The organism is Escherichia sp. MAL-1 (genome assembly GCF_052948035.1).
This window is the reverse complement of the sequence record NZ_CM129609.1, coordinates 458,146-481,255: the sequence shown is the minus strand read 5'-3', so window position 1 is coordinate 481,255 and position 23,110 is coordinate 458,146. Positions and strand designations below refer to the sequence as shown.

Sequence of the window (23,110 nt, the reverse complement as noted above, 5' to 3'; positions counted from 1 at the left end):
ATAATAAGAGAGGGAACTCATTTTGAAATCATTATTCAATCGGTTAACGGGAAAAGCGGTTAGCCGGACAGCTTTCGTCGAACATCTTGGTCAGGAAGTTGTACAACATCATCCAAACTGGAAAGTCATGATTTCGACTGACCATAAATTGATGCGCATTGATACGGGTCACCAAACGGTGGAAATCACCCTTGATGATGCCTACAAACGTTATCAAGCCGCACCAGACCCGCTGCAAGAAGTGGCTGCAGATATGCTGAAACAGCTTGCAGAAATGCTGCCGACCGGGCGCTGTATTGTTCCGGTGATTAAAGAAAAAGCCTGGCTGGATACCGTTCGCCAACAGCTTAGCCAGTATGAGTCTGATCCAGAGGTCCTCAACGCCTCGCTGGATTTTGCCTGGGAAGACTTTAACGATGAGTTAATTATCTTGTTTGCTGAAGATGGTAGCGAAACCATGCGCTATCTGATGCGCTACGAAGTGACCATTGACCGCGAAAAAGCCATCAGTAATTTGAAGCAAATATTGCCGGAAGTTACGGCTGAAATCGTTGATACAGGCGCAAACGATGGAAAAGTTGCCGTTATCTCCGCAGGGGGTACTTATGAGCCCAGTCTGATGCTCATTGACGATCTTTGGGTGCAATCACCCGATCCTGAATGCGGCGACCTGTTAGTGACCGTTCCCTCCAGAGGAAAACTGTTTTTCACCCACAATGATCAGCCAGCAAATCTCAGTGCATTACGACAGTTAACAGAACAATGCTTCCGTGAGGATGACCATCCTCTGACAACACAGATATTCATCCGCCGTAACGGTCACTTTTATCCCTGGGTAGAAACCTTGCATTAACGCAACCTCCGTCATGCTTGAAAAAGCTTGTCGGAGTATGTGATGAAAACTGCAAACTCACCGAAGCCGATTTTGCTACCAAATCGGCTTTTTTATTGTCAGGTGGCAAATTCTGAAAGCATCAGATAGCCGCACTGCCGCCTGACAAAACAGTTTACCTTCTGCAAAATGGGGGGAATAATCTGATTTTGTTTGACTAAAAATTAATCACTCGAACCTATTTAATGCTGAGCATTGTCAATCGGTTAATTTTGCGTGCTTTAGCATTCACATCTATCCAGACGATGCAGTGAAAATTGGGTAATCCCCAGCAACCGCTGCGTAATGTCGTCTATCTTGTCGCGATCCTGGCATCCCTACATTATTTGTGGTCTGTGAAGATTATCTCATTGCAGCCCCTCATCTTCGCAGGGCTGGCTTTACAGCTTTTCACCTTACGTTATAAGAAGTTCCGTCGATGATGGCGCTAATTTCGTGAATTGTGCGGCTTGTTGCAAATTACACGGTGTTGAAGGTTATTTACATGTTAGCTGTTGATTATCTTCCCTGATAAGACCAGTATTTAGCTGCCAATTGCTACGAAATCGTTATAATGTGCGACCTCGTCCTCCCTGACGCAGTTTTTGCGCTGCGGAAAAGGTGACATTGGCGCAACGAAGGTATATTTTGTTTTTTGCCGGAGGATAGCAGCAGATCGCTGCACAATGTCCGTCAAGTCTAACATTGACACTCTGGGGCAAAATAGACCGGCGTCCCGGCCTGCTGGAATTTATCGCTATGCATACAGCTGTCGGGGCATACGCTTTACAGACGGCGGTGAAACGCCTGTCACAATCACACTAAACAAAGAGTACGGAACCCACTCATGGATATTCGTAAGATTAAAAAACTGATCGAGCTGGTTGAAGAATCAGGCATCTCCGAACTGGAAATTTCTGAAGGCGAAGAGTCAGTACGCATTAGCCGTGCAGCTCCTGCCGCAAGTTTCCCTGTGATGCAACAAGCTTACGCTGCACCAATGATGCAGCAGCCAGCTCAATCTAACGCAGCCGCTCCGGCGACCGTTCCTTCCATGGAAGCGCCAGCAGCAGCGGAAATCAGTGGTCACATCGTACGTTCCCCGATGGTTGGTACTTTCTACCGCACCCCAAGCCCGGACGCAAAAGCGTTCATCGAAGTGGGTCAGAAAGTCAACGTGGGCGATACCCTGTGCATCGTTGAAGCCATGAAAATGATGAACCAGATCGAAGCGGACAAATCCGGTACCGTGAAAGCAATTCTGGTCGAAAGTGGACAACCGGTAGAATTTGACGAGCCGCTGGTCGTCATCGAGTAACGAGGCGAACATGCTGGATAAAATTGTTATTGCCAACCGCGGCGAGATTGCATTGCGTATTCTTCGTGCCTGTAAAGAACTGGGCATCAAGACTGTCGCTGTGCACTCCAGCGCGGATCGCGATCTAAAACACGTATTACTGGCAGATGAAACGGTCTGTATTGGCCCTGCTCCGTCAGTAAAAAGTTATCTGAACATCCCGGCAATCATCAGCGCCGCTGAAATCACCGGCGCAGTAGCAATCCATCCGGGTTACGGCTTCCTCTCCGAGAACGCCAACTTTGCCGAGCAGGTTGAACGCTCCGGCTTTATCTTCATTGGCCCGAAAGCAGAAACCATTCGCCTGATGGGCGACAAAGTATCCGCAATCGCGGCGATGAAAAAAGCGGGCGTCCCTTGCGTACCGGGTTCTGACGGCCCGCTGGGCGACGATATGGATAAAAACCGTGCCATTGCTAAACGCATTGGTTATCCGGTGATTATCAAAGCCTCCGGCGGCGGCGGCGGTCGCGGTATGCGCGTAGTGCGCGGCGACGCTGAACTGGCACAATCCATCTCCATGACCCGTGCGGAAGCGAAAGCTGCTTTCAGCAACGATATGGTTTACATGGAGAAATACCTGGAAAATCCTCGCCACGTCGAGATTCAGGTACTGGCTGACGGTCAGGGCAACGCTATCTATCTGGCGGAACGTGACTGCTCCATGCAACGCCGCCACCAGAAAGTGGTCGAAGAAGCGCCAGCACCGGGCATTACCCCGGAACTGCGTCGCTACATCGGCGAACGTTGCGCTAAAGCGTGTGTTGATATCGGCTATCGCGGTGCAGGTACTTTCGAGTTCCTGTTCGAAAACGGCGAGTTCTATTTCATCGAAATGAACACCCGTATTCAGGTAGAACACCCGGTTACAGAAATGATCACCGGCGTTGACCTGATCAAAGAACAGCTGCGTATCGCTGCCGGTCAACCGCTGTCGATCAAGCAAGAAGAAGTTCACGTTCGCGGCCATGCGGTGGAATGTCGTATCAACGCCGAAGATCCGAACACCTTCCTGCCAAGTCCGGGCAAAATCACCCGTTTCCACGCACCTGGCGGTTTTGGCGTACGTTGGGAGTCTCATATCTACGCGGGCTACACCGTACCGCCGTACTATGACTCAATGATCGGTAAGCTGATTTGCTACGGTGAAAACCGTGACGTGGCGATTGCCCGCATGAAGAATGCGCTGCAGGAGCTGATCATCGACGGTATCAAAACCAACGTTGATCTGCAGATCCGCATCATGAATGACGAGAACTTCCAGCATGGTGGCACTAACATCCACTATCTGGAGAAAAAACTCGGTCTTCAGGAAAAATAAGACTGCTAAAGCGTCAAAAGGCCGGATTTTCCGGCCTTTTTTATTACTGGGGATCGACAACCCCCATAAGGTACAATCCCCGCTTTCTTCACCCATCAGGGACAAAAAATGGACACTCGTTTTGTTCAGGCCCATAAAGAGGCGCGCTGGGCGCTGGGGCTGACCCTTTTGTATCTGGCAGTTTGGTTAGTAGCCGCTTACTTATCTGGCGTTGCCCCCGGTTTTACCGGCTTTCCGCGCTGGTTTGAGATGGCCTGCATCCTGACGCCGCTGCTGTTTATTGGACTGTGCTGGGCGATGGTGAAATTTATCTATCGCGATATCCCACTGGAGGATGACGATGCAGCTTGAAGTAATTCTACCGCTGGTCGCCTATCTGGTGGTGGTGTTCGGTATCTCGGTTTATGCGATGCGTAAACGGAGCACCGGCACCTTCCTTAATGAGTATTTCCTCGGCAGCCGCTCTATGGGCGGTATTGTGCTGGCGATGACGCTCACCGCGACCTATATCAGTGCCAGTTCGTTTATCGGCGGGCCAGGAGCTGCTTATAAATACGGGCTGGGCTGGGTATTGCTGGCGATGATTCAGCTTCCTGCAGTCTGGCTTTCACTCGGTATTCTCGGCAAGAAGTTTGCGATTCTTGCGCGCCGCTACAATGCAGTGACGCTGAACGATATGCTGTTTGCCCGCTACCAGAGTCGTCTTCTGGTGTGGCTGGCGAGTTTGAGTTTGCTGGTTGCGTTCGTTGGTGCGATGACCGTGCAGTTTATCGGCGGTGCGCGCCTGCTGGAAACCGCGGCGGGTATTCCTTATGAAACCGGGCTGCTGATTTTTGGTATCAGCATTGCGTTATATACCGCCTTTGGTGGCTTTCGCGCCAGCGTGCTGAACGACACCATGCAAGGGCTTGTGATGCTGATTGGCACCGTTGTGCTGCTTATTGGCGTAGTACATGCCGCTGGCGGCTTAAGTAACGCAGTACAGACCTTGCAAACCATCGATCCGCAACTGGTTACGCCACAAGGCGCTGACGATATTCTGTCGCCTGCCTTTATGACGTCGTTCTGGGTACTGGTGTGTTTTGGCGTGATTGGCCTGCCGCATACTGCGGTGCGCTGTATCTCTTATAAAGACAGCAAAGCCGTACATCGGGGGATCATCATCGGTACGATTGTGGTCGCAATTCTGATGTTCGGTATGCACCTGGCCGGAGCGTTAGGTCGGGCGGTGATCCCCGATCTCACCGTACCGGACCTGGTGATCCCAACGTTAATGGTAAAAGTGCTGCCACCGTTTGCTGCCGGGATCTTCCTGGCTGCACCGATGGCTGCGATCATGTCGACAATTAACGCCCAACTGCTGCAAAGTTCCGCTACGATCATTAAAGATCTCTATCTGAATATCCGTCCGGATCAAATGCAAAACGAGACGCGTCTGAAGCGGATGTCGGCGGTAATTACGTTAGTTCTCGGCGCGTTGCTGCTGCTTGCCGCCTGGAAGCCGCCAGAAATGATCATCTGGCTGAATTTGTTGGCCTTCGGTGGGCTGGAAGCCGTTTTCCTGTGGCCGCTGGTGCTGGGTCTTTACTGGGAACGCGCCAACGCCAAAGGCGCGCTAAGTGCGATGATCGTTGGCGGCGTGCTGTATGCCGTACTCGCGACGCTGAATATTCAGTACCTGGGCTTCCACCCTATCGTGCCCTCGTTACTACTAAGTTTGCTGGCTTTCCTGGTCGGAAACCGTTTCGGTACATCCGTCCCGCAAGCTACCGTTTTGACTACTGATAAATAAAGAGTTTTGCCATGCCTTGGATCCAACTGAAACTGAACACCACCGGCGCGAACGCGGAAGATCTTAGCGATGCGCTGATGGAAGCGGGTGCCGTTTCTATCACTTTTCAGGATACCCACGATACGCCAGTATTTGAACCGCTGCCGGGCGAAACGCGCCTGTGGGGCGACACCGATGTGATTGGTCTGTTCGACGCTGAAACCGATATGAACGACGTGGTGGCGATTCTGGAAAACCATCCGCTGCTCGGCGCAGGCTTCGCGCATAAAATCGAACAACTAGAAGATAAAGACTGGGAGCGCGAATGGATGGATAATTTCCACCCGATGCGCTTTGGTGAACGACTGTGGATCTGCCCTAGCTGGCGTGATGTGCCGGACGAAAACGCCGTCAACGTGATGTTAGATCCAGGGCTGGCGTTTGGTACGGGTACCCATCCAACCACCTCTCTGTGCCTGCAATGGCTCGACAGCCTCGATTTAACCGGTAAAACAGTCATCGACTTTGGCTGTGGTTCCGGCATTCTGGCGATCGCGGCGCTGAAACTGGGTGCAGCAAAAGCCATTGGTATTGATATCGATCCGCAGGCGATTCAGGCCAGCCGCGATAACGCCGAACGTAATGGCGTTTCTGACCGTCTGGAACTCTACTTACCGAAAGATCAGCCAGAAGAAATGAAAGCCGACGTGGTGGTCGCTAACATCCTTGCAGGCCCATTACGTGAACTGGCACCGTTAATCAGCGTCCTGCCGGTTTCAGGCGGTTTGCTGGGCCTTTCCGGTATTCTGGCAAGCCAGGCAGAGAGCGTTTGTGAAGCTTATGCCGATAGCTTCGCACTGGACCCGGTCGTGGAAAAAGAAGAGTGGTGCCGTATTACCGGTCGTAAGAATTAACCTTCGCATCGCCGTAGGGTGACGCGGGGCGAAGTGCGAGCAAGCTCACAAAAGGCACGTAAATTTGCCGATTATTTACGCAAATTTGCGTGCCAAAATTTTCATTCATAAAGAAAAATTGAGAACTTACTCAAATTTCTTTGAGTGTAAATTTTAGTCACTATTTTCTAATATGATGATTTTTATGAGTAATTATCGCACCACGCTCATTTTAAATGCAATTCTTTGATCCATCTCAGAGGATTGGTCAAAGTTTGGCCTTTCATCTCGTGCAAAAAATGCGTAATATACGCCGCCTTGCAGTCACAGTATGGTCATTTCTTAACTCATGCGCATCGGACAATATCAGCTCAGAAATCGCCTGATCGCAGCGCCCATGGCTGGCATTACAGACAGACCTTTTCGGACGTTGTGCTACGAGATGGGAGCCGGATTGACAGTATCCGAGATGATGTCTTCTAACCCACAGGTTTGGGAAAGCGACAAATCTCGTTTACGGATGGTGCACATTGATGAACCCGGTATTCGCACCGTGCAAATTGCTGGTAGCGATCCGAAAGAAATGGCAGATGCAGCACGTATTAACGTGGAAAGCGGTGCCCAGATTATTGATATCAATATGGGTTGCCCGGCTAAAAAAGTGAATCGCAAGCTCGCAGGTTCAGCCCTCTTGCAGTACCCGGATGTCGTTAAATCGATCCTTACCGAGGTCGTCAATGCAGTGGACGTTCCTGTTACCCTGAAGATTCGCACCGGCTGGGCACCGGAACACCGTAACTGCGAAGAGATTGCCCAACTGGCTGAAGACTGTGGCATTCAGGCTCTGACCATTCATGGCCGTACACGCGCCTGTTTGTTCAATGGAGAAGCTGAGTACGACAGTATTCGGGCAGTTAAGCAGAAAGTTTCCATTCCGGTTATCGCGAATGGCGACATTACTGACCCGCTTAAAGCCAGAGCTGTGCTCGACTATACAGGGGCGGATGCCCTGATGATAGGCCGCGCAGCTCAGGGAAGACCCTGGATCTTTCGGGAAATCCAGCATTATCTGGACACTGGGGAGTTGCTGCCCCCGCTGCCTTTGGCAGAGGTTAAGCGCTTGCTTTGCGCGCACGTTCGGGAACTGCATGACTTTTATGGTCCGGCAAAAGGGTACCGAATTGCACGTAAACACGTTTCCTGGTATCTCCAGGAACACGCTCCAAATGACCAGTTTCGGCGCACATTCAACGCCATTGAGGATGCCAGCGAACAGCTGGAGGCGTTGGAGGCATACTTCGAAAATTTTGCGTAAACAGAAATAAAGAGCTGACAGAACTATGTTCGAACAACGCGTAAATTCTGACGTACTGACCGTTTCTACCGTTAACTCTCAGGATCAGGTAACCCAAAAACCCCTGCGTGACTCGGTTAAACAGGCACTGAAGAACTATTTTGCTCAACTGAATGGTCAGGATGTGAATGACCTCTATGAGCTGGTACTGGCTGAAGTAGAACAGCCCCTGTTGGACATGGTGATGCAATACACCCGTGGTAACCAGACCCGTGCTGCGCTGATGATGGGCATCAACCGTGGTACGCTGCGTAAAAAATTGAAAAAATACGGCATGAACTAATTCAGGTTAGCTAAATGCTTGATTAAAAAGGCGCTACTCGGCATGGGGAAGCGCCTTTTTTATAGGTGTCACAAAGGGAGTGACCATGAGAACAGGATGTGAACCGACCCGGTTTGGTAATGAAGCTAAGACCATTATTCACGGTGATGCCCTTGCCGAACTTAAAAAGCTACCTACTGAAAGCGTCGATCTGATCTTTGCCGACCCACCGTATAACATCGGTAAAAATTTTGATGGTCTGATCGAAGCCTGGAAAGAAGATCTGTTTATCGACTGGCTGTTTGAAGTGATTGCAGAGTGCCACCGCGTTCTGAAAAAGCAGGGCAGCATGTACATTATGAACAGTACGGAAAACATGCCCTTTATCGATCTCCAGTGCCGCAAGCTTTTTACCATCAAAAGTCGCATCGTCTGGTCATATGACAGTTCTGGAGTACAGGCGAAAAAACACTACGGCTCCATGTACGAACCCATCCTGATGATGGTGAAAGACGCAAAGAACTACACATTCAACGGTGATGCTATTCTGGTAGAAGCCAAAACCGGATCGCAGCGCGCGTTGATCGATTATCGCAAAAATCCTCCACAGCCATACAATCATCAAAAAGTACCGGGTAACGTCTGGGATTTTCCGCGCGTGCGTTATTTAATGGATGAATATGAGAACCACCCGACGCAAAAACCGGAAGCCTTACTGAAACGCATTATTCTCGCCTCTTCCAACCCAGGCGATATCGTTCTCGACCCGTTTGCCGGTAGCTTTACTACCGGTGCCGTAGCCATCGCCAGCGGACGAAAATTCATTGGTATTGAGATCAACAGCGAGTACATCAAAATGGGGCTTCGACGGCTGGATGTCGCGTTGCATTACTCCGCGGAAGAACTGGCGAAAGTGAAAAAAAGAAAGACGGGCAACCGGTCAAAACGATGCCGGGTTAGCGAAGTTGACCCCGATCTCATTGCAAAGTAAAGGAAGTGTAAGCCTGGTTTTCAGATTATTCATTTCGTGTATATTTCCTGCCAGACTTGGTTAAACATGCACAGGCTCAGGTAATGATTCGCAAGTATTGGTGGCTCGTCGTTTTCGCTGTCTTCGTTTTTCTGTTTGATACTTTACTGATGCAGTGGATTGAACTGCTGGCAACAGAAACAGACAAATGCCGTAATATGAACTCAGTTAATCCACTAAAACTGGTTAACTGTGACGAACTGAATTTTCAGGACAGAATGTGAATTTACATGACACTTAATTCATTCGTTTGATGAATTAATTTCGTTATGTTTTCATCTGGCATGAACATTCTTAATACGTTATCGACCAGCGCGGGTGCTTGTTTATAAAGATCATAACCCGCCATATTCATTAACCAGTTTTGAACAATTCCGCTGAAGGCACCATCAATAATAATCATCACAACATCTAAATCGAGGTTATTTGCTACACAACCTTGTTGCTGACACGCCTGCAATACTTCGCGGAGAGTCTGCGGATTAAAGCCCATCTTTTCGCGTATCACTCCCTCGGCCAGCATCTCATCATTAAATTCACATTTGTGATATAAGATTTTCAGCAACGCCTGCTGGCGGGGAATTTTGGCAATATATTGCAAGCCGACAATCAATTTTTCACGCAATTGTTGAAACGGGTCATGCTCTAATCCAGCCGTCAAGTGTTCCTGTATTAACTCCCGCAATGAAGGCTGTTGCAACCACATCTCATTAAACAGTTGGGTCTTGTTCTCGAAGTGCCAGTAGATAGCGCCACGCGTAACGTTAGCGGCATCGGCAATGTCGTTGAGCGTCGTCTTGCTTACGCCATGTTGCGCAAACTGGGCGATGGCAGTTTCAATCAGTTCTTGCCGGGTCTTCAGAGCTTCGGCTTTGGTTCTTTTTGCCATGATTAATTATTCAGGAAATAAATATATTCGACACAGGGTGAGAAAATAGCGAAGGTTAATCTATCATCTAATGTGTATTTATACGAGAGGGTAACATTGAGTTGCTATAAATCGTCAAATAAATAATATATATTATTTACCTAAAATACATTCGCCACATGAATATATATTTCAATTTACGAGGTTTTAATTCTGCCTCTTTCAACCCGCGTCAAAATAAAACAGTAGAATATTAATCTTTTTTTGTGTTTATGTGCCTTGAGACGCCAGTATTCATAACTATTCCTTACATCGACGAATGATAATTTGTAGGATAGCAAACTGTATTTTTCTTTCTGCGAGTTAACGCGTTGCCTTTCTGGGTAAATAACGCGCTTTTGGTTTTTTGAGGAATAGTAATGACGAAACATGCCAGGTTTTTCCTCCTGCCCTCCTTTATTCTGATCTCCGCGGCTTTAATCGCCGGTTGTAACGATAAGGGAGAAGAGAAAGCTCACGTCGGTGAACCGCAGGTTACCGTTCATATTGTGAAAACGGCCCCGTTAGAAGTTAAGACTGAATTACCAGGCCGCACCAATGCTTACCGTATAGCCGAAGTTCGCCCACAGGTTAGCGGGATCGTACTGAATCGTAATTTCACTGAAGGCAGCGATGTACAAGCAGGCCAGTCCCTGTACCAGATCGATCCCGCGACCTATCAGGCAAATTATGACAGCGCGAAAGGCGAACTGGCGAAAAGTGAAGCCGCCGCCGCCATCGCGCATTTGACGGTAAAACGTTACGTTCCGCTCATGGGTACGAAATACATCAGCCAGCAGGAGTACGACCAGGCCATTGCTGATGCTCGCCAGGCCGATGCCGCCGTGATTGCCGCAAAAGCCACAGTCGAAAGCGCTCGCATCAATCTCGCTTATACCAAAGTGACTGCGCCAATTAGCGGACGTATCGGCAAATCGACCGTGACCGAAGGCGCTCTTGTCACTAATGGGCAAACGACTGAACTGGCGACTGTCCAGCAGCTCGATCCTATCTACGTTGATGTGACCCAATCCAGCAACGATTTTATGAGGCTGAAGCAATCCGTAGAGCAAGGAAATTTGCATAAGGAAAACGCCACCAGCAACGTAGAGTTGGTCATGGAAAACGGTCAAACCTATCCCCTGAAAGGTACGCTGCAATTCTCTGATGTGACCGTTGATGAAAGCACCGGCTCCATAACCCTACGTGCTGTCTTCCCTAACCCGCAACATACGCTTTTGCCGGGTATGTTTGTGCGTGCACGGATTGATGAAGGCGTCCAACCTGACGCCATTCTTATCCCGCAACAAGGCGTTAGCCGCACACCGCGTGGTGATGCAACCGTGCTGATTGTTAACGATAAAAGTCAGGTGGAAGCGCGCCCTGTCGTTGCCAGTCAGGCGATTGGCGATAAATGGTTGATTAGCGAAGGTCTGAAATCTGGCGATCAAGTCATTGTCAGCGGCCTGCAAAAAGCGCGTCCGGGAGAGCAGGTTAAAGCCACTACCGATACCCCCGCAGATACTGCATCGAAGTAAGGTAATCTGACATGGCAAACTTTTTTATTCGACGACCGATATTTGCATGGGTGCTGGCCATTATTCTGATGATGGCGGGCGCACTGGCGATCCTACAATTGCCCGTCGCTCAGTATCCAACCATTGCACCGCCTGCGGTTTCTGTTTCGGCAAACTATCCAGGTGCTGATGCGCAGACCGTGCAGGATACGGTGACGCAGGTTATCGAACAGAATATGAATGGTATCGATAACCTGATGTATATGTCCTCCACCAGCGATTCCGCCGGTAGCGTGACAATTACCCTTACCTTCCAGTCCGGGACCGATCCTGATATCGCGCAAGTGCAGGTGCAGAACAAACTCCAGCTCGCCACGCCGTTGCTGCCGCAGGAGGTTCAGCAGCAGGGGATCAGTGTTGAAAAGTCCAGTAGCAGCTATTTGATGGTGGCGGGCTTTGTCTCTGATAACCCAGACACCACACAGGACGATATCTCGGACTATGTGGCCTCTAACGTTAAAGATACGCTTAGCCGTCTGAATGGCGTCGGTGACGTACAGCTTTTCGGCGCACAGTATGCGATGCGTATCTGGCTGGACGCCGATCTGCTAAACAAATATAAACTGACACCGGTTGATGTGATTAACCAGTTGAAGGTACAGAACGATCAGATCGCTGCCGGACAGTTGGGCGGAACGCCAGCGTTACCAGGGCAACAGTTGAATGCCTCGATTATTGCTCAGACGCGGTTAAAAAATCCGGAAGAATTCGGCAAAGTGACCCTGCGCGTAAACAGTGACGGCTCGGTGGTGCGTCTGAAAGATGTCGCACGGGTTGAACTTGGCGGTGAAAACTATAACGTTATCGCTCGCATCAACGGAAAACCGGCGGCGGGCCTGGGGATTAAGCTGGCAACCGGCGCGAATGCTCTCGATACCGCGAAAGCCATTAAGGCAAAACTGGCGGAATTACAGCCATTCTTCCCGCAGGGAATGAAGGTTCTCTACCCTTATGACACCACGCCATTCGTCCAGCTTTCTATTCACGAAGTGGTAAAAACGCTGTTCGAAGCCATTATGCTGGTGTTCCTGGTGATGTATCTGTTCTTGCAGAATATGCGAGCAACGCTGATCCCCACCATTGCGGTACCCGTGGTGTTGTTAGGGACGTTTGCCATCCTCGCCGCTTTTGGTTACTCCATCAACACACTAACGATGTTCGGGATGGTGCTTGCCATCGGGCTGCTCGTCGATGATGCGATAGTGGTGGTGGAGAACGTCGAGCGCGTGATGATGGAGGATAAGCTCCCGCCAAAAGAAGCGACGGAAAAATCAATGTCGCAAATTCAGGGCGCACTGGTGGGTATCGCGATGGTGCTGTCAGCGGTATTTATTCCGATGGCATTCTTCGGCGGTTCTACTGGGGCAATTTATCGCCAGTTCTCTATCACCATCGTTTCGGCAATGGCGCTTTCTGTTCTGGTGGCATTGATTCTTACCCCTGCGTTATGTGCAACGCTGCTTAAACCCGTCTCTGCTGAGCATCACGAAAATAAGGGCGGTTTCTTCGGCTGGTTTAATACCACCTTCGATCATAGCGTTAACCACTACACCAACAGCGTCGGCAAAATCCTCGGTTCCACAGGACGATATTTACTGATCTATGCGCTGATTGTTGCAGGAATGGTGGTGTTGTTTTTACGTCTTCCGTCTTCCTTCTTACCTGAAGAGGATCAGGGTGTCTTTCTGACCATGATTCAGTTACCCGCTGGCGCGACGCAAGAGCGGACGCAAAAAGTGTTGGATCAAGTGACGGATTACTATCTGAAAAACGAGAAAGCGAACGTTGAAAGTGTCTTTACGGTTAACGGCTTTAGCTTCAGCGGCCAGGCACAAAACGCCGGTATGGCCTTCGTCAGTCTGAAACCGTGGGAAGAGCGTAATGGTGATGAAAACAGTGCGGAAGCGGTAATCCATCGTGCCAAAATGGAATTGGGCAAGATCCGCGACGGTTTTGTCATTCCATTCAATATGCCAGCCATTGTTGAACTGGGCACGGCAACGGGTTTCGACTTTGAGTTAATTGATCAGGCTGGGCTGGGTCACGATGCCCTAACCCAGGCCCGTAACCAGTTGCTTGGTATGGCTGCGCAACATCCTGCCAGCTTAGTCAGCGTGCGTCCTAATGGCCTGGAAGACACCGCGCAGTTTAAACTGGAAGTTGACCAGGAAAAGGCGCAGGCATTAGGTGTTTCACTTTCTGACATCAATCAGACCATTTCAACGGCGCTGGGTGGGACTTACGTTAACGACTTCATCGACCGTGGTCGTGTGAAAAAGGTGTATGTTCAGGCGGATGCCAAATTCCGTATGCTGCCAGAAGATGTCGATAAACTTTATGTCCGCAGCGCCAACGGCGAAATGGTGCCATTCTCTGCCTTTACCACTTCACATTGGGTGTATGGCTCTCCGCGACTGGAACGCTACAACGGTCTGCCGTCAATGGAGATTCAGGGGGAAGCCGCGCCAGGAACCAGTTCCGGCGATGCCATGGCGTTGATGGAAAACCTTGCGTCAAAATTACCTGCGGGCATTGGTTATGACTGGACGGGTATGTCGTATCAGGAACACTTATCGGGAAACCAGGCTCCCGCTCTGGTAGCAATTTCCTTTGTGGTTGTTTTCCTGTGCCTTGCTGCACTCTATGAAAGCTGGTCAATTCCTGTCTCGGTTATGTTGGTCGTGCCGTTAGGGATTGTCGGCGTGCTGCTGGCGGCGACACTCTTTAATCAAAAAAATGACGTCTACTTTATGGTGGGCTTGCTAACGACAATTGGCTTGTCGGCCAAAAACGCTATTTTGATTGTTGAGTTCGCTAAAGATCTCATGGAGAAAGAGGGTAAAGGTGTTGTTGAAGCGACACTGATGGCAGTACGTATGCGTCTGCGTCCTATCCTGATGACCTCTCTCGCCTTTATTCTCGGCGTATTACCGCTAGCTATCAGTAACGGTGCCGGCAGTGGCGCGCAGAACGCAGTGGGTATCGGGGTAATGGGAGGAATGGTCTCTGCAACGTTGCTGGCAATCTTCTTCGTACCGGTGTTCTTTGTGGTGATCCGCCGTTGCTTTAAAGGATAAATCTGAAACATAAAGACGCTTTCGGGTGCTTTTGTTATTTTCAGTGAAACCCATAAAAATTAATAAGATATTCTTTTGCTCACTCTTTAAAAGCTTTCTATAGTTCCCGCTCCCTTCACTATTTTTACAATTCACATAATTTGTCATTATTCATTCCGCAAGATTTATAACCTCCGGTGATAAAATGGCATTCAGCTCGTTAATAAGAGAGTTAACTTATTAAACGTTAGCGTTTATTACTGAGGTAACACCATGAAAAGATTAATTCCTGTGGCATTGCTCACCGCATTGCTGGCGGGCTGTGCTCACGATTCGCCCTGCGTTCCGGTTTATGACGATCAGGGGCGTCTGGTTCACACCAATACCTGTATGAAAGGCACAACTCAGGATAACTGGGAAACGGCTGGAGCTATTGCTGGCGGAGCAGCAGCTGTTGCTGGCCTGACGATGGGGATCATCGCTCTGTCGAAATAACTGAACAGGGCGCGAAGTTTCGCGCTCTGTTTAACGATACAGTATCTTTACATAAGATAAAATATTGCTATATTCTGCTGGCTAATTCTCTGCTGATTTAGCATGTTATATCGCGTTATTTCGCTGCTTTCGAAATAACGCATCAATTTAACTTTCACACTTCTCACCAGAAATATACTCACGCTAACAATCATTATTCTGCTTAGTAAAACACGCGTAAATATTTTGCGCCAAAATGTGGCGCATGTTTCATTTTCGCACCATTGCGGGGCGCTGTTTTTATTATTTCCTGTCTACACTCAGCTTATTGCGACGCGAAATCGTGCGCAAAAGCTGGCACTACTTTTGCTTATAAGAGGATGGCCACAGACAGGTAAAAGACGTTTCCCAAACGTCCTATAACGATAATTTTCGCCTCACAGGAAGCATTATGAAAAAGATGATGATAGCCACACTGGCTGCCGCCAGCGTGCTGCTTGCCGTTGCAAATCAGGCGCATGCTGGCGCGACGCTTGATGCCGTACAGAAAAAAGGTTTTGTGCAATGCGGGATCAGTGATGGATTACCTGGGTTCTCTTATGCCGATGCTGACGGTAAATTTTCAGGTATTGATGTTGATATTTGTCGTGGTGTTGCCGCTGCTGTATTTGGTGACGACACGAAAGTGAAATATACCCCACTCACAGCAAAAGAACGCTTCACGGCTTTACAGTCAGGGGAAGTGGATTTGCTCTCCCGTAATACGACCTGGACTTCATCTCGCGACGCCGGGATGGGAATGGCATTTACTGGCGTCACTTATTACGACGGCATTGGCTTCCTGACGCACGATAAAGCGGGGCTAAAAAGCGCGAAAGAACTGGATGGCGCTACCGTCTGTATTCAGGCGGGTACTGATACCGAACTCAACGTTGCCGACTATTTCAAGGCAAACAATATGAAGTACACACCGGTGACTTTCGATCGCTCTGACGAATCAGCGAAGGCACTGGAATCTGGTCGCTGCGATACGCTGGCCTCGGATCAGTCGCAACTGTATGCCCTGCGCATCAAATTAAGCAACCCAGCTGAATGGATTGTCTTACCGGAGGTTATCTCTAAAGAACCGCTTGGGCCGGTAGTTCGTCGTGGCGATGATGAATGGTTCTCGATTGTACGCTGGACGCTTTTCGCCATGCTGAATGCTGAAGAGATGGGCATCAATTCCCAGAACGTTGATGAAAAAGCGGCTAATCCAGCAACGCCTGATATGGCACATCTGCTGGGTAAAGAAGGCGATTACGGCAAGGATCTGAAGTTGGATAATAAATGGGCCTATAACATCATCAAACAGGTGGGTAACTACTCGGAAATTTTTGAGCGTAACGTAGGTTCAGAAAGCCCGCTGAAAATTAAACGTGGGCAAAATAATCTCTGGAATAACGGCGGTATTCAGTACGCACCGCCCGTGCGTTAAGTCGGTGTGAGGTAACGAGCGTCGCGACGGCGGCGCTCTCTTCAGCGTTATGCTTTCCGAGGTTTCTATGTCTCATCGCCGCTCAACCGTTAAAGGCTCACTCTCCTTTGCCAACCCTACGGTTCGTGCCTGGTTATTCCAGATCCTTGCCGTTGTTGCTGTTGTCGGCATTGTTGGTTGGTTATTTCACAACACTGTAACGAATCTCAATAATCGTGGCATTACTTCAGGTTTTGCCTTTCTGGATCGCGGCGCTGGCTTCGGTATTGTCCAGCATTTGATCGATTACCAGCAGGGCGACACCTACGGACGCGTTTTTATTGTCGGCTTACTCAATACGCTACTGGTTTCTGCATTGTGTATTGTGTTCGCTTCTGTTTTGGGCTTCTTTATCGGTCTGGCGAGACTTTCGGATAACTGGCTGCTACGAAAGCTTTCCACAATTTATATTGAGATCTTCCGTAATATTCCCCCGCTGCTGCAAATCTTCTTCTGGTACTTTGCCGTGTTGCGCAATTTGCCCGGACCACGCCAGGCTGTGAGCGCGTTTGATCTGGCCTTTTTGAGCAATCGTGGGCTTTATATTCCGTCACCGCAGCTGGGAGACGGATTTATTGCGTTTATCCTGGCTGTTGTTATGGCTATAGTCCTTTCTGTTGGGCTATTCCGCTTTAATAAAACATACCAGATAAAGACCGGACAACTGCGCCGCACCTGGCCGATCGCCGCAGTGTTGATCATTGGTTTGCCTTTACTGGCGCAATGGCTTTTTGGCGCAGCACTACACTGGGATGTCCCAGCCCTACGAGGCTTTAACTTCCGCGGCGGGATGGTTTTAATTCCTGAACTGGCAGCCTTAACGCTGGCACTTTCGGTTTATACCTCTGCATTTATCGCCGAGATTATCCGCGCTGGGATCCAGGCAGTGCCTTATGGTCAACATGAAGCGGCTCGGTCACTGGGATTACCCAACCCGGTTACGCTACGCCAGGTCATTATTCCCCAGGCATTGCGGGTGATTATTCCACCGTTAACCAGCCAGTATCTCAACATCGTCAAAAACTCCTCTCTTGCCGCCGCTATTGGCTATCCCGATATGGTTTCGCTGTTTGCCGGCACCGTGCTGAATCAGACGGGGCAAGCCATCGAGACGATAGCCATGACCATGTCGGTCTATCTGATTATCAGCCTGACTATCTCGCTGCTGATGAATATCTATAACCGCCGCATCGCGATCGTTGAACGCTAAGGAGTCATGATGACAAAAGTATTGCTGTCTCATCCCCCGCGCCCGGCGAGCCATAACTCAAACCGCGCGATGGTGTGGGTGCGAAAAAATCTGTTCTCCAGCTGGAGCAATAGCCTGCTGACTATTGGCTGCATATGGTTGATGTGGGAACTGATCCCACCGTTGCTGAACTGGGCATTTTTGCAGGCTAACTGGGTTGGCTCAACGCATGCCGACTGCACAAAAGCCGGTGCCTGTTGGGTCTTCATCCACGAACGATTTGGTCAGTTTATGTATGGGCTTTACCCACACGACCAACGCTGGCGAATTAACCTCGCATTACTGATTGGGCTTGTGTCGATCGCACCAATGTTCTGGAAAATACTCCCGCATCGCGGTCGCTATATTGCGGCCTGGGCGGTGATTTACCCACTGATTGTCTGGTGGCTGATGTATGGCGGTTTTTTTGCTCTTGAGCGGGTTGAAACCCGGCAATGGGGCGGGCTGACGCTAACTTTAATTATTGCATCAGTTGGGATTGCGGGGGCGCTACCGTGGGGGATCTTACTGGCGTTAGGTCGCCGCTCCCATATGCCGATTGTGCGTATCTTATCGGTCATTTTTATCGAGTTCTGGCGCGGCGTACCGTTGATTACCGTATTGTTTATGTCTTCGGTCATGCTGCCGTTGTTTATGGCAGAAGGCACCAGTATCGACAAACTGATCCGCGCGCTGGTTGGCGTGATCCTGTTTCAGTCAGCATATGTTGCGGAAGTCGTGCGAGGCGGATTACAGGCACTGCCTAAAGGGCAGTATGAAGCGGCAGAGTCGCTGGCGTTGGGTTACTGGAAAACTCAGGGGCTGGTTATTCTGCCACAGGCGTTGAAGCTGGTAATTCCTGGGCTGGTAAATACCATCATCGCACTCTTCAAAGATACCAGCCTGGTGATCATTATCGGGTTGTTCGATCTTTTCAGTAGCGTTCAGCAGGCAACCGTTGATCCCGCCTGGTTGGGTATGTCGACGGAAGGGTATGTTTTCGCCGCGCTGATCTACTGGATCTTCTGTTTCAGCATGTCGCGCTATAGCCAGCATCTGGAAAAACGTTTTAACACCGGGCGTACACCGCATTGAGGACACTATGAGCCAAATTTTACTGCAACCTGCTAACGCGATGATTACGCTGGAAAACGTCAATAAATGGTATGGACAATTCCATGTTTTGAAAAATATAAATTTAACCGTGCAACCGGGAGAACGGATCGTTCTGTGTGGCCCTTCAGGTTCCGGTAAATCGACAACCATTCGTTGTATTAATCATCTGGAAGAACATCAACAGGGACGGATCGTGGTAGATGGCATCGAACTTAATGAAGATATCCGCAATATTGAGCGCGTCAGGCAGGAAGTGGGAATGGTCTTTCAGCATTTCAATCTCTTCCCTCATCTGACCGTTCTACAGAACTGTACCCTGGCACCGATTTGGGTACGCAAGATGCCTAAGAAAGAGGCTGAAGATCTGGCGGTGCATTACCTCGAGCGGGTGAGAATTGCCGAACATGCGCATAAGTTTCCCGGACAGATTTCAGGTGGTCAGCAGCAACGCGTTGCCATTGCGCGTTCGCTGTGTATGAAGCCGAAAATTATGTTGTTTGATGAGCCAACGTCGGCGCTCGATCCTGAGATGGTGAAAGAGGTGCTGGATACGATGATTGGGCTGGCGCAGTCGGGTATGACAATGCTGTGTGTAACACATGAGATGGGGTTTGCACGAACCGTCGCTGACCGGGTGATTTTTATGGATCGTGGGGAGATAGTGGAACAAGCTGCACCTGATGAGTTTTTTGCGCATCCTAAATCAGAGCGTACGAGGGCATTTTTATCGCAGGTAATCCATTAATTGAATGTTAGTTCGAAAAGCAAAAAGGCCATCCTTTCGGATGGCCTTTCGCTTGATTTGATGTCTGGCAGTTTATGGCGGGCGTCCTGCCCGCCACCCTCCGGGCCGTTGCTTCGCAACGTTCAAATCCGCTCCCGGCGGATTTGTCCTGGTTGGGAGAGTGTTCACCGACAAACAACAGATAAAACAAAAGGCCCAGTCTTCCGACTGAGCCTTTTGTTTTATTTGATGTCTGGCAGTTCCCTACTCTCGCATGGGGAGACCCCACACTACCATCGGCGCTACGGCGTTTCACTTCTGAGTTCGGCATGGGGTCAGGTGGGACCACCGCGCTACTGCCGCCAGACAAATTCTTTTCTAATCTGCCGAACTTTAACCTAAAAAGTGGTGCTGATACCCAGAGTCGAACTGGGGACCTCACCCTTACCAAGGGTGCGCTCTACCAACTGAGCCATATCAGCACGCTAAATTTGATGCCTGGCAGTTCCCTACTCTCGCATGGGGAGACCCCACACTACCATCGGCGCTACGGCGTTTCACTTCTGAGTTCGGCATGGGGTCAGGTGGGACCACCGCGCTACGGCCGCCAGGCAAATTCTGTTTTATCAGACCGCTTCTGCGTTCTGATTTAATCTGTATCAGGCTGAAAATCTTCTCTCATCCGCCAAAACAGCTTCGGCGTTGTAAGGTTAAGCCTCACGGTTCATTAGTACCGGTTAGCTCAACGCATCGCTGCGCTTACACACCCGGCCTATCAACGTCGTCGTCTTCAACGTTCCTTCAGGACTCTCAAGGAGTCAGGGAGAACTCATCTCGGGGCAAGTTTCGTGCTTAGATGCTTTCAGCACTTATCTCTTCCGCATTTAGCTACCGGGCAGTGCCATTGGCATGACAACCCGAACACCAGTGATGCGTCCACTCCGGTCCTCTCGTACTAGGAGCAGCCCCCCTCAGTTCTCCAGCGCCCACGGCAGATAGGGACCGAACTGTCTCACGACGTTCTAAACCCAGCTCGCGTACCACTTTAAATGGCGAACAGCCATACCCTTGGGACCTACTTCAGCCCCAGGATGTGATGAGCCGACATCGAGGTGCCAAACACCGCCGTCGATATGAACTCTTGGGCGGTATCAGCCTGTTATCCCCGGAGTACCTTTTATCCGTTGAGCGATGGCCCTTCCATTCAGAACCACCGGATCACTATGACCTGCTTTCGCACCTGCTCGCGCCGTCACGCTCGCAGTCAAGCTGGCTTATGCCATTGCACTAACCTCCTGATGTCCGACCAGGATTAGCCAACCTTCGTGCTCCTCCGTTACTCTTTAGGAGGAGACCGCCCCAGTCAAACTACCCACCAGACACTGTCCGCAACCCGGATTACGGGTCAACGTTAGAACATCAAACATTAAAGGGTGGTATTTCAAGGTCGGCTCCATGCAGACTGGCGTCCACACTTCTAAGCCTCCCACCTATCCTACACATCAAGGCTCAATGTTCAGTGTCAAGCTATAGTAAAGGTTCACGGGGTCTTTCCGTCTTGCCGCGGGTACACTGCATCTTCACAGCGAGTTCAATTTCACTGAGTCTCGGGTGGAGACAGCCTGGCCATCATTACGCCATTCGTGCAGGTCGGAACTTACCCGACAAGGAATTTCGCTACCTTAGGACCGTTATAGTTACGGCCGCCGTTTACCGGGGCTTCGATCAAGAGCTTCGCGTTACCGCTAACCCCATCAATTAACCTTCCGGCACCGGGCAGGCGTCACACCGTATACGTCCACTTTCGTGTTTGCACAGTGCTGTGTTTTTAATAAACAGTTGCAGCCAGCTGGTATCTTCGACTGATTTCAGCTCCACGAGCAAGTCGCTTCACCTACATATCAGCGTGCCTTCTCCCGAAGTTACGGCACCATTTTGCCTAGTTCCTTCACCCGAGTTCTCTCAAGCGCCTTGGTATTCTCTACCTGACCACCTGTGTCGGTTTGGGGTACGATTTGATGTTACCTGATGCTTAGAGGCTTTTCCTGGAAGCAGGGCATTTGTTGCTTCAGCACCGTAGTGCCTCGTCATCACGCCTCAGCCTTGATTTTCCGGATTTGCCTGGAAAACCAGCCTACACGCTTAAACCGGGACAACCGTCGCCCGGCCAACATAGCCTTCTCCGTCCCCCCTTCGCAGTAACACCAAGTACAGGAATATTAACCTGTTTCCCATCGACTACGCCTTTCGGCCTCGCCTTAGGGGTCGACTCACCCTGCCCCGATTAACGTTGGACAGGAACCCTTGGTCTTCCGGCGAGCGGGCTTTTCACCCGCTTTATCGTTACTTATGTCAGCATTCGCACTTCTGATACCTCCAGCATGCCTCACAGCACACCTTCACAGGCTTACAGAACGCTCCCCTACCCAACAACGCATAAGCGTCGCTGCCGCAGCTTCGGTGCATGGTTTAGCCCCGTTACATCTTCCGCGCAGGCCGACTCGACCAGTGAGCTATTACGCTTTCTTTAAATGATGGCTGCTTCTAAGCCAACATCCTGGCTGTCTGGGCCTTCCCACATCGTTTCCCACTTAACCATGACTTTGGGACCTTAGCTGGCGGTCTGGGTTGTTTCCCTCTTCACGACGGACGTTAGCACCCGCCGTGTGTCTCCCGTGATAACATTCTCCGGTATTCGCAGTTTGCATCGGGTTGGTAAGTCGGGATGACCCCCTTGCCGAAACAGTGCTCTACCCCCGGAGATGAATTCACGAGGCGCTACCTAAATAGCTTTCGGGGAGAACCAGCTATCTCCCGGTTTGATTGGCCTTTCACCCCCAGCCACAAGTCATCCGCTAATTTTTCAACATTAGTCGGTTCGGTCCTCCAGTTAGTGTTACCCAACCTTCAACCTGCCCATGGCTAGATCACCGGGTTTCGGGTCTATACCCTGCAACTTAACGCCCAGTTAAGACTCGGTTTCCCTTCGGCTCCCCTATTCGGTTAACCTTGCTACAGAATATAAGTCGCTGACCCATTATACAAAAGGTACGCAGTCACACGCCTAAGCGTGCTCCCACTGCTTGTACGTACACGGTTTCAGGTTCTTTTTCACTCCCCTCGCCGGGGTTCTTTTCGCCTTTCCCTCACGGTACTGGTTCACTATCGGTCAGTCAGGAGTATTTAGCCTTGGAGGATGGTCCCCCCATATTCAGACAGGATACCACGTGTCCCGCCCTACTCATCGAGCTCACAGCATGTGCATTTTTGTGTACGGGGCTGTCACCCTGTATCGCGCGCCTTTCCAGACGCTTCCACTAACACACACACTGATTCAGGCTCTGGGCTGCTCCCCGTTCGCTCGCCGCTACTGGGGGAATCTCGGTTGATTTCTTTTCCTCGGGGTACTTAGATGTTTCAGTTCCCCCGGTTCGCCTCATTAACCTATGGATTCAGTTAATGATAGTGTGTCGAAACACACTGGGTTTCCCCATTCGGAAATCGCCGGTTATAACGGTTCATATCACCTTACCGACGCTTATCGCAGATTAGCACGTCCTTCATCGCCTCTGACTGCCAGGGCATCCACCGTGTACGCTTAGTCGCTTAACCTCACAACCCGAAGATGTTTCACTTCAGAGTTGCGAAAATTT

The 23,110-nt window shown here is 50.1% G+C and carries 18 protein-coding genes, 1 tRNA gene, 3 rRNA genes and 1 pseudogene; 18 read left to right on the top strand and 5 right to left on the bottom strand.

Features of this window, described 5'->3' with window-relative positions:
* The first annotated feature begins 22 nt into the window (after positions 1-22).
* The 11 genes and pseudogenes from ACU8XX_RS02360 (at position 23) to ACU8XX_RS02310 (ending at position 9,083) form a co-directional block, all read left to right on the top strand.
* A complete protein-coding gene (locus tag ACU8XX_RS02360; protein WP_000838307.1) occupies positions 23-853 on the top strand; it encodes a hypothetical protein in 831 nt (276 codons plus the stop codon).
* Between the two features lie 158 nt (positions 854-1,011).
* A pseudogene (locus tag ACU8XX_RS02355) lies at positions 1,012-1,314 on the top strand (sulfoxide reductase heme-binding subunit YedZ); the annotation flags it as partial.
* Between the two features lie 404 nt (positions 1,315-1,718).
* Positions 1,719-2,189 carry an acetyl-CoA carboxylase biotin carboxyl carrier protein gene (gene accB, locus ACU8XX_RS02350; RefSeq protein ID WP_000354622.1) on the top strand — a complete coding sequence of 157 codons (471 nt, stop codon included), beginning with the start codon at positions 1,719-1,721 and terminating at the stop codon, positions 2,187-2,189.
* Positions 2,190-2,199: 10 nt separating this feature from the next.
* On the top strand, positions 2,200-3,549 hold the full coding sequence (gene accC / locus ACU8XX_RS02345; RefSeq protein ID WP_000884639.1) for an acetyl-CoA carboxylase biotin carboxylase subunit: 1,350 nt from the start codon (positions 2,200-2,202) through the stop codon (positions 3,547-3,549).
* A 108-nt stretch (positions 3,550-3,657) separates the two neighbouring features.
* On the top strand, positions 3,658-3,900 hold the full coding sequence (locus ACU8XX_RS02340) for a YhdT family protein (RefSeq protein WP_000381173.1): 243 nt from the start codon (positions 3,658-3,660) through the stop codon (positions 3,898-3,900).
* Entirely contained in the window at positions 3,890-5,341 is a 1,452-nt protein-coding gene (gene panF, locus ACU8XX_RS02335) for a sodium/pantothenate symporter (RefSeq protein WP_001175728.1), read from the top strand. The genes ACU8XX_RS02340 and panF overlap by 11 nt, the downstream gene beginning before the upstream one ends.
* An 11-nt stretch (positions 5,342-5,352) precedes the next feature.
* Entirely contained in the window at positions 5,353-6,234 is an 882-nt protein-coding gene (prmA, locus tag ACU8XX_RS02330) for a 50S ribosomal protein L11 methyltransferase (RefSeq protein ID WP_001145827.1), read from the top strand.
* A gap of 328 nt (positions 6,235-6,562) precedes the next feature.
* Entirely contained in the window at positions 6,563-7,528 is a 966-nt protein-coding gene (gene dusB / locus ACU8XX_RS02325; protein ID WP_001219652.1) for a tRNA dihydrouridine synthase DusB, read from the top strand.
* 25 nt (positions 7,529-7,553) lie between these two features.
* A complete protein-coding gene (gene fis, locus ACU8XX_RS02320; protein WP_000462905.1) occupies positions 7,554-7,850 on the top strand; it encodes a DNA-binding transcriptional regulator Fis in 297 nt (98 codons plus the stop codon).
* A gap of 85 nt (positions 7,851-7,935) precedes the next feature.
* Positions 7,936-8,820 (top strand): adenine-specific DNA-methyltransferase, encoded by an 885-nt coding sequence (yhdJ, locus tag ACU8XX_RS02315; RefSeq protein ID WP_240765353.1) that lies wholly within the window; start codon positions 7,936-7,938, stop codon positions 8,818-8,820.
* Positions 8,821-8,903: 83 nt separating this feature from the next.
* Positions 8,904-9,083, top strand: a complete 180-nt coding sequence (locus ACU8XX_RS02310) for a DUF2556 family protein (RefSeq protein ID WP_001295275.1) — start codon at positions 8,904-8,906, stop codon at positions 9,081-9,083.
* Positions 9,084-9,085: 2 nt separating this feature from the next.
* Here ACU8XX_RS02310 and acrS read toward each other — a convergent pair whose 3' ends face one another.
* Positions 9,086-9,748 (bottom strand): multidrug efflux transporter transcriptional repressor AcrS, encoded by a 663-nt coding sequence (gene acrS, locus ACU8XX_RS02305; RefSeq protein ID WP_001129518.1) that lies wholly within the window; start codon positions 9,746-9,748, stop codon positions 9,086-9,088.
* A 398-nt stretch (positions 9,749-10,146) separates the two neighbouring features.
* Between acrS and acrE the strand changes: the two genes are divergently transcribed.
* From acrE to ACU8XX_RS02270, 7 genes are all read left to right on the top strand, one after another.
* Positions 10,147-11,304, top strand: coding sequence for a multidrug efflux RND transporter periplasmic adaptor subunit AcrE (acrE, locus tag ACU8XX_RS02300; RefSeq protein ID WP_016241657.1), 1,158 nt, complete (start codon positions 10,147-10,149; stop codon positions 11,302-11,304).
* An 11-nt stretch (positions 11,305-11,315) separates the two neighbouring features.
* A complete protein-coding gene (acrF, locus tag ACU8XX_RS02295; RefSeq protein WP_112033960.1) occupies positions 11,316-14,420 on the top strand; it encodes a multidrug efflux RND transporter permease subunit AcrF in 3,105 nt (1,034 codons plus the stop codon).
* A 252-nt stretch (positions 14,421-14,672) separates the two neighbouring features.
* The gene (locus ACU8XX_RS02290) at positions 14,673-14,894 is read left to right on the top strand and encodes a membrane protein (protein ID WP_000825639.1); all 222 of its coding nucleotides are present in this window, start codon (positions 14,673-14,675) and stop codon (positions 14,892-14,894) included.
* Positions 14,895-15,324: 430 nt separating this feature from the next.
* Positions 15,325-16,350 (top strand): amino acid ABC transporter substrate-binding protein, encoded by a 1,026-nt coding sequence (locus tag ACU8XX_RS02285; RefSeq protein WP_000738568.1) that lies wholly within the window; start codon positions 15,325-15,327, stop codon positions 16,348-16,350.
* Between the two features lie 67 nt (positions 16,351-16,417).
* On the top strand, positions 16,418-17,599 hold the full coding sequence (locus ACU8XX_RS02280) for an amino acid ABC transporter permease (RefSeq protein ID WP_000019655.1): 1,182 nt from the start codon (positions 16,418-16,420) through the stop codon (positions 17,597-17,599).
* A 9-nt stretch (positions 17,600-17,608) separates the two neighbouring features.
* Positions 17,609-18,712, top strand: a complete 1,104-nt coding sequence (locus tag ACU8XX_RS02275; RefSeq protein WP_112033961.1) for an amino acid ABC transporter permease — start codon at positions 17,609-17,611, stop codon at positions 18,710-18,712.
* Between the two features lie 7 nt (positions 18,713-18,719).
* On the top strand, positions 18,720-19,478 hold the full coding sequence (locus ACU8XX_RS02270; RefSeq protein WP_000078349.1) for an amino acid ABC transporter ATP-binding protein: 759 nt from the start codon (positions 18,720-18,722) through the stop codon (positions 19,476-19,478).
* A gap of 230 nt (positions 19,479-19,708) precedes the next feature.
* Here the strand turns inward: ACU8XX_RS02270 and rrf (ACU8XX_RS02265) are convergent.
* The 4 genes from rrf (ACU8XX_RS02265) to ACU8XX_RS02250 form a co-directional block, all read right to left on the bottom strand.
* Positions 19,709-19,824 (bottom strand): 5S ribosomal RNA (gene rrf / locus ACU8XX_RS02265).
* Between the two features lie 39 nt (positions 19,825-19,863).
* Positions 19,864-19,939: transfer RNA gene (locus ACU8XX_RS02260), tRNA-Thr, on the bottom strand.
* Between the two features lie 14 nt (positions 19,940-19,953).
* A 5S ribosomal RNA gene (gene rrf, locus ACU8XX_RS02255) occupies positions 19,954-20,069 on the bottom strand.
* Positions 20,070-20,163: 94 nt separating this feature from the next.
* Positions 20,164-23,069: ribosomal RNA gene (locus tag ACU8XX_RS02250) — 23S ribosomal RNA — on the bottom strand.
* Positions 23,070-23,110 lie beyond the last annotated feature (41 nt).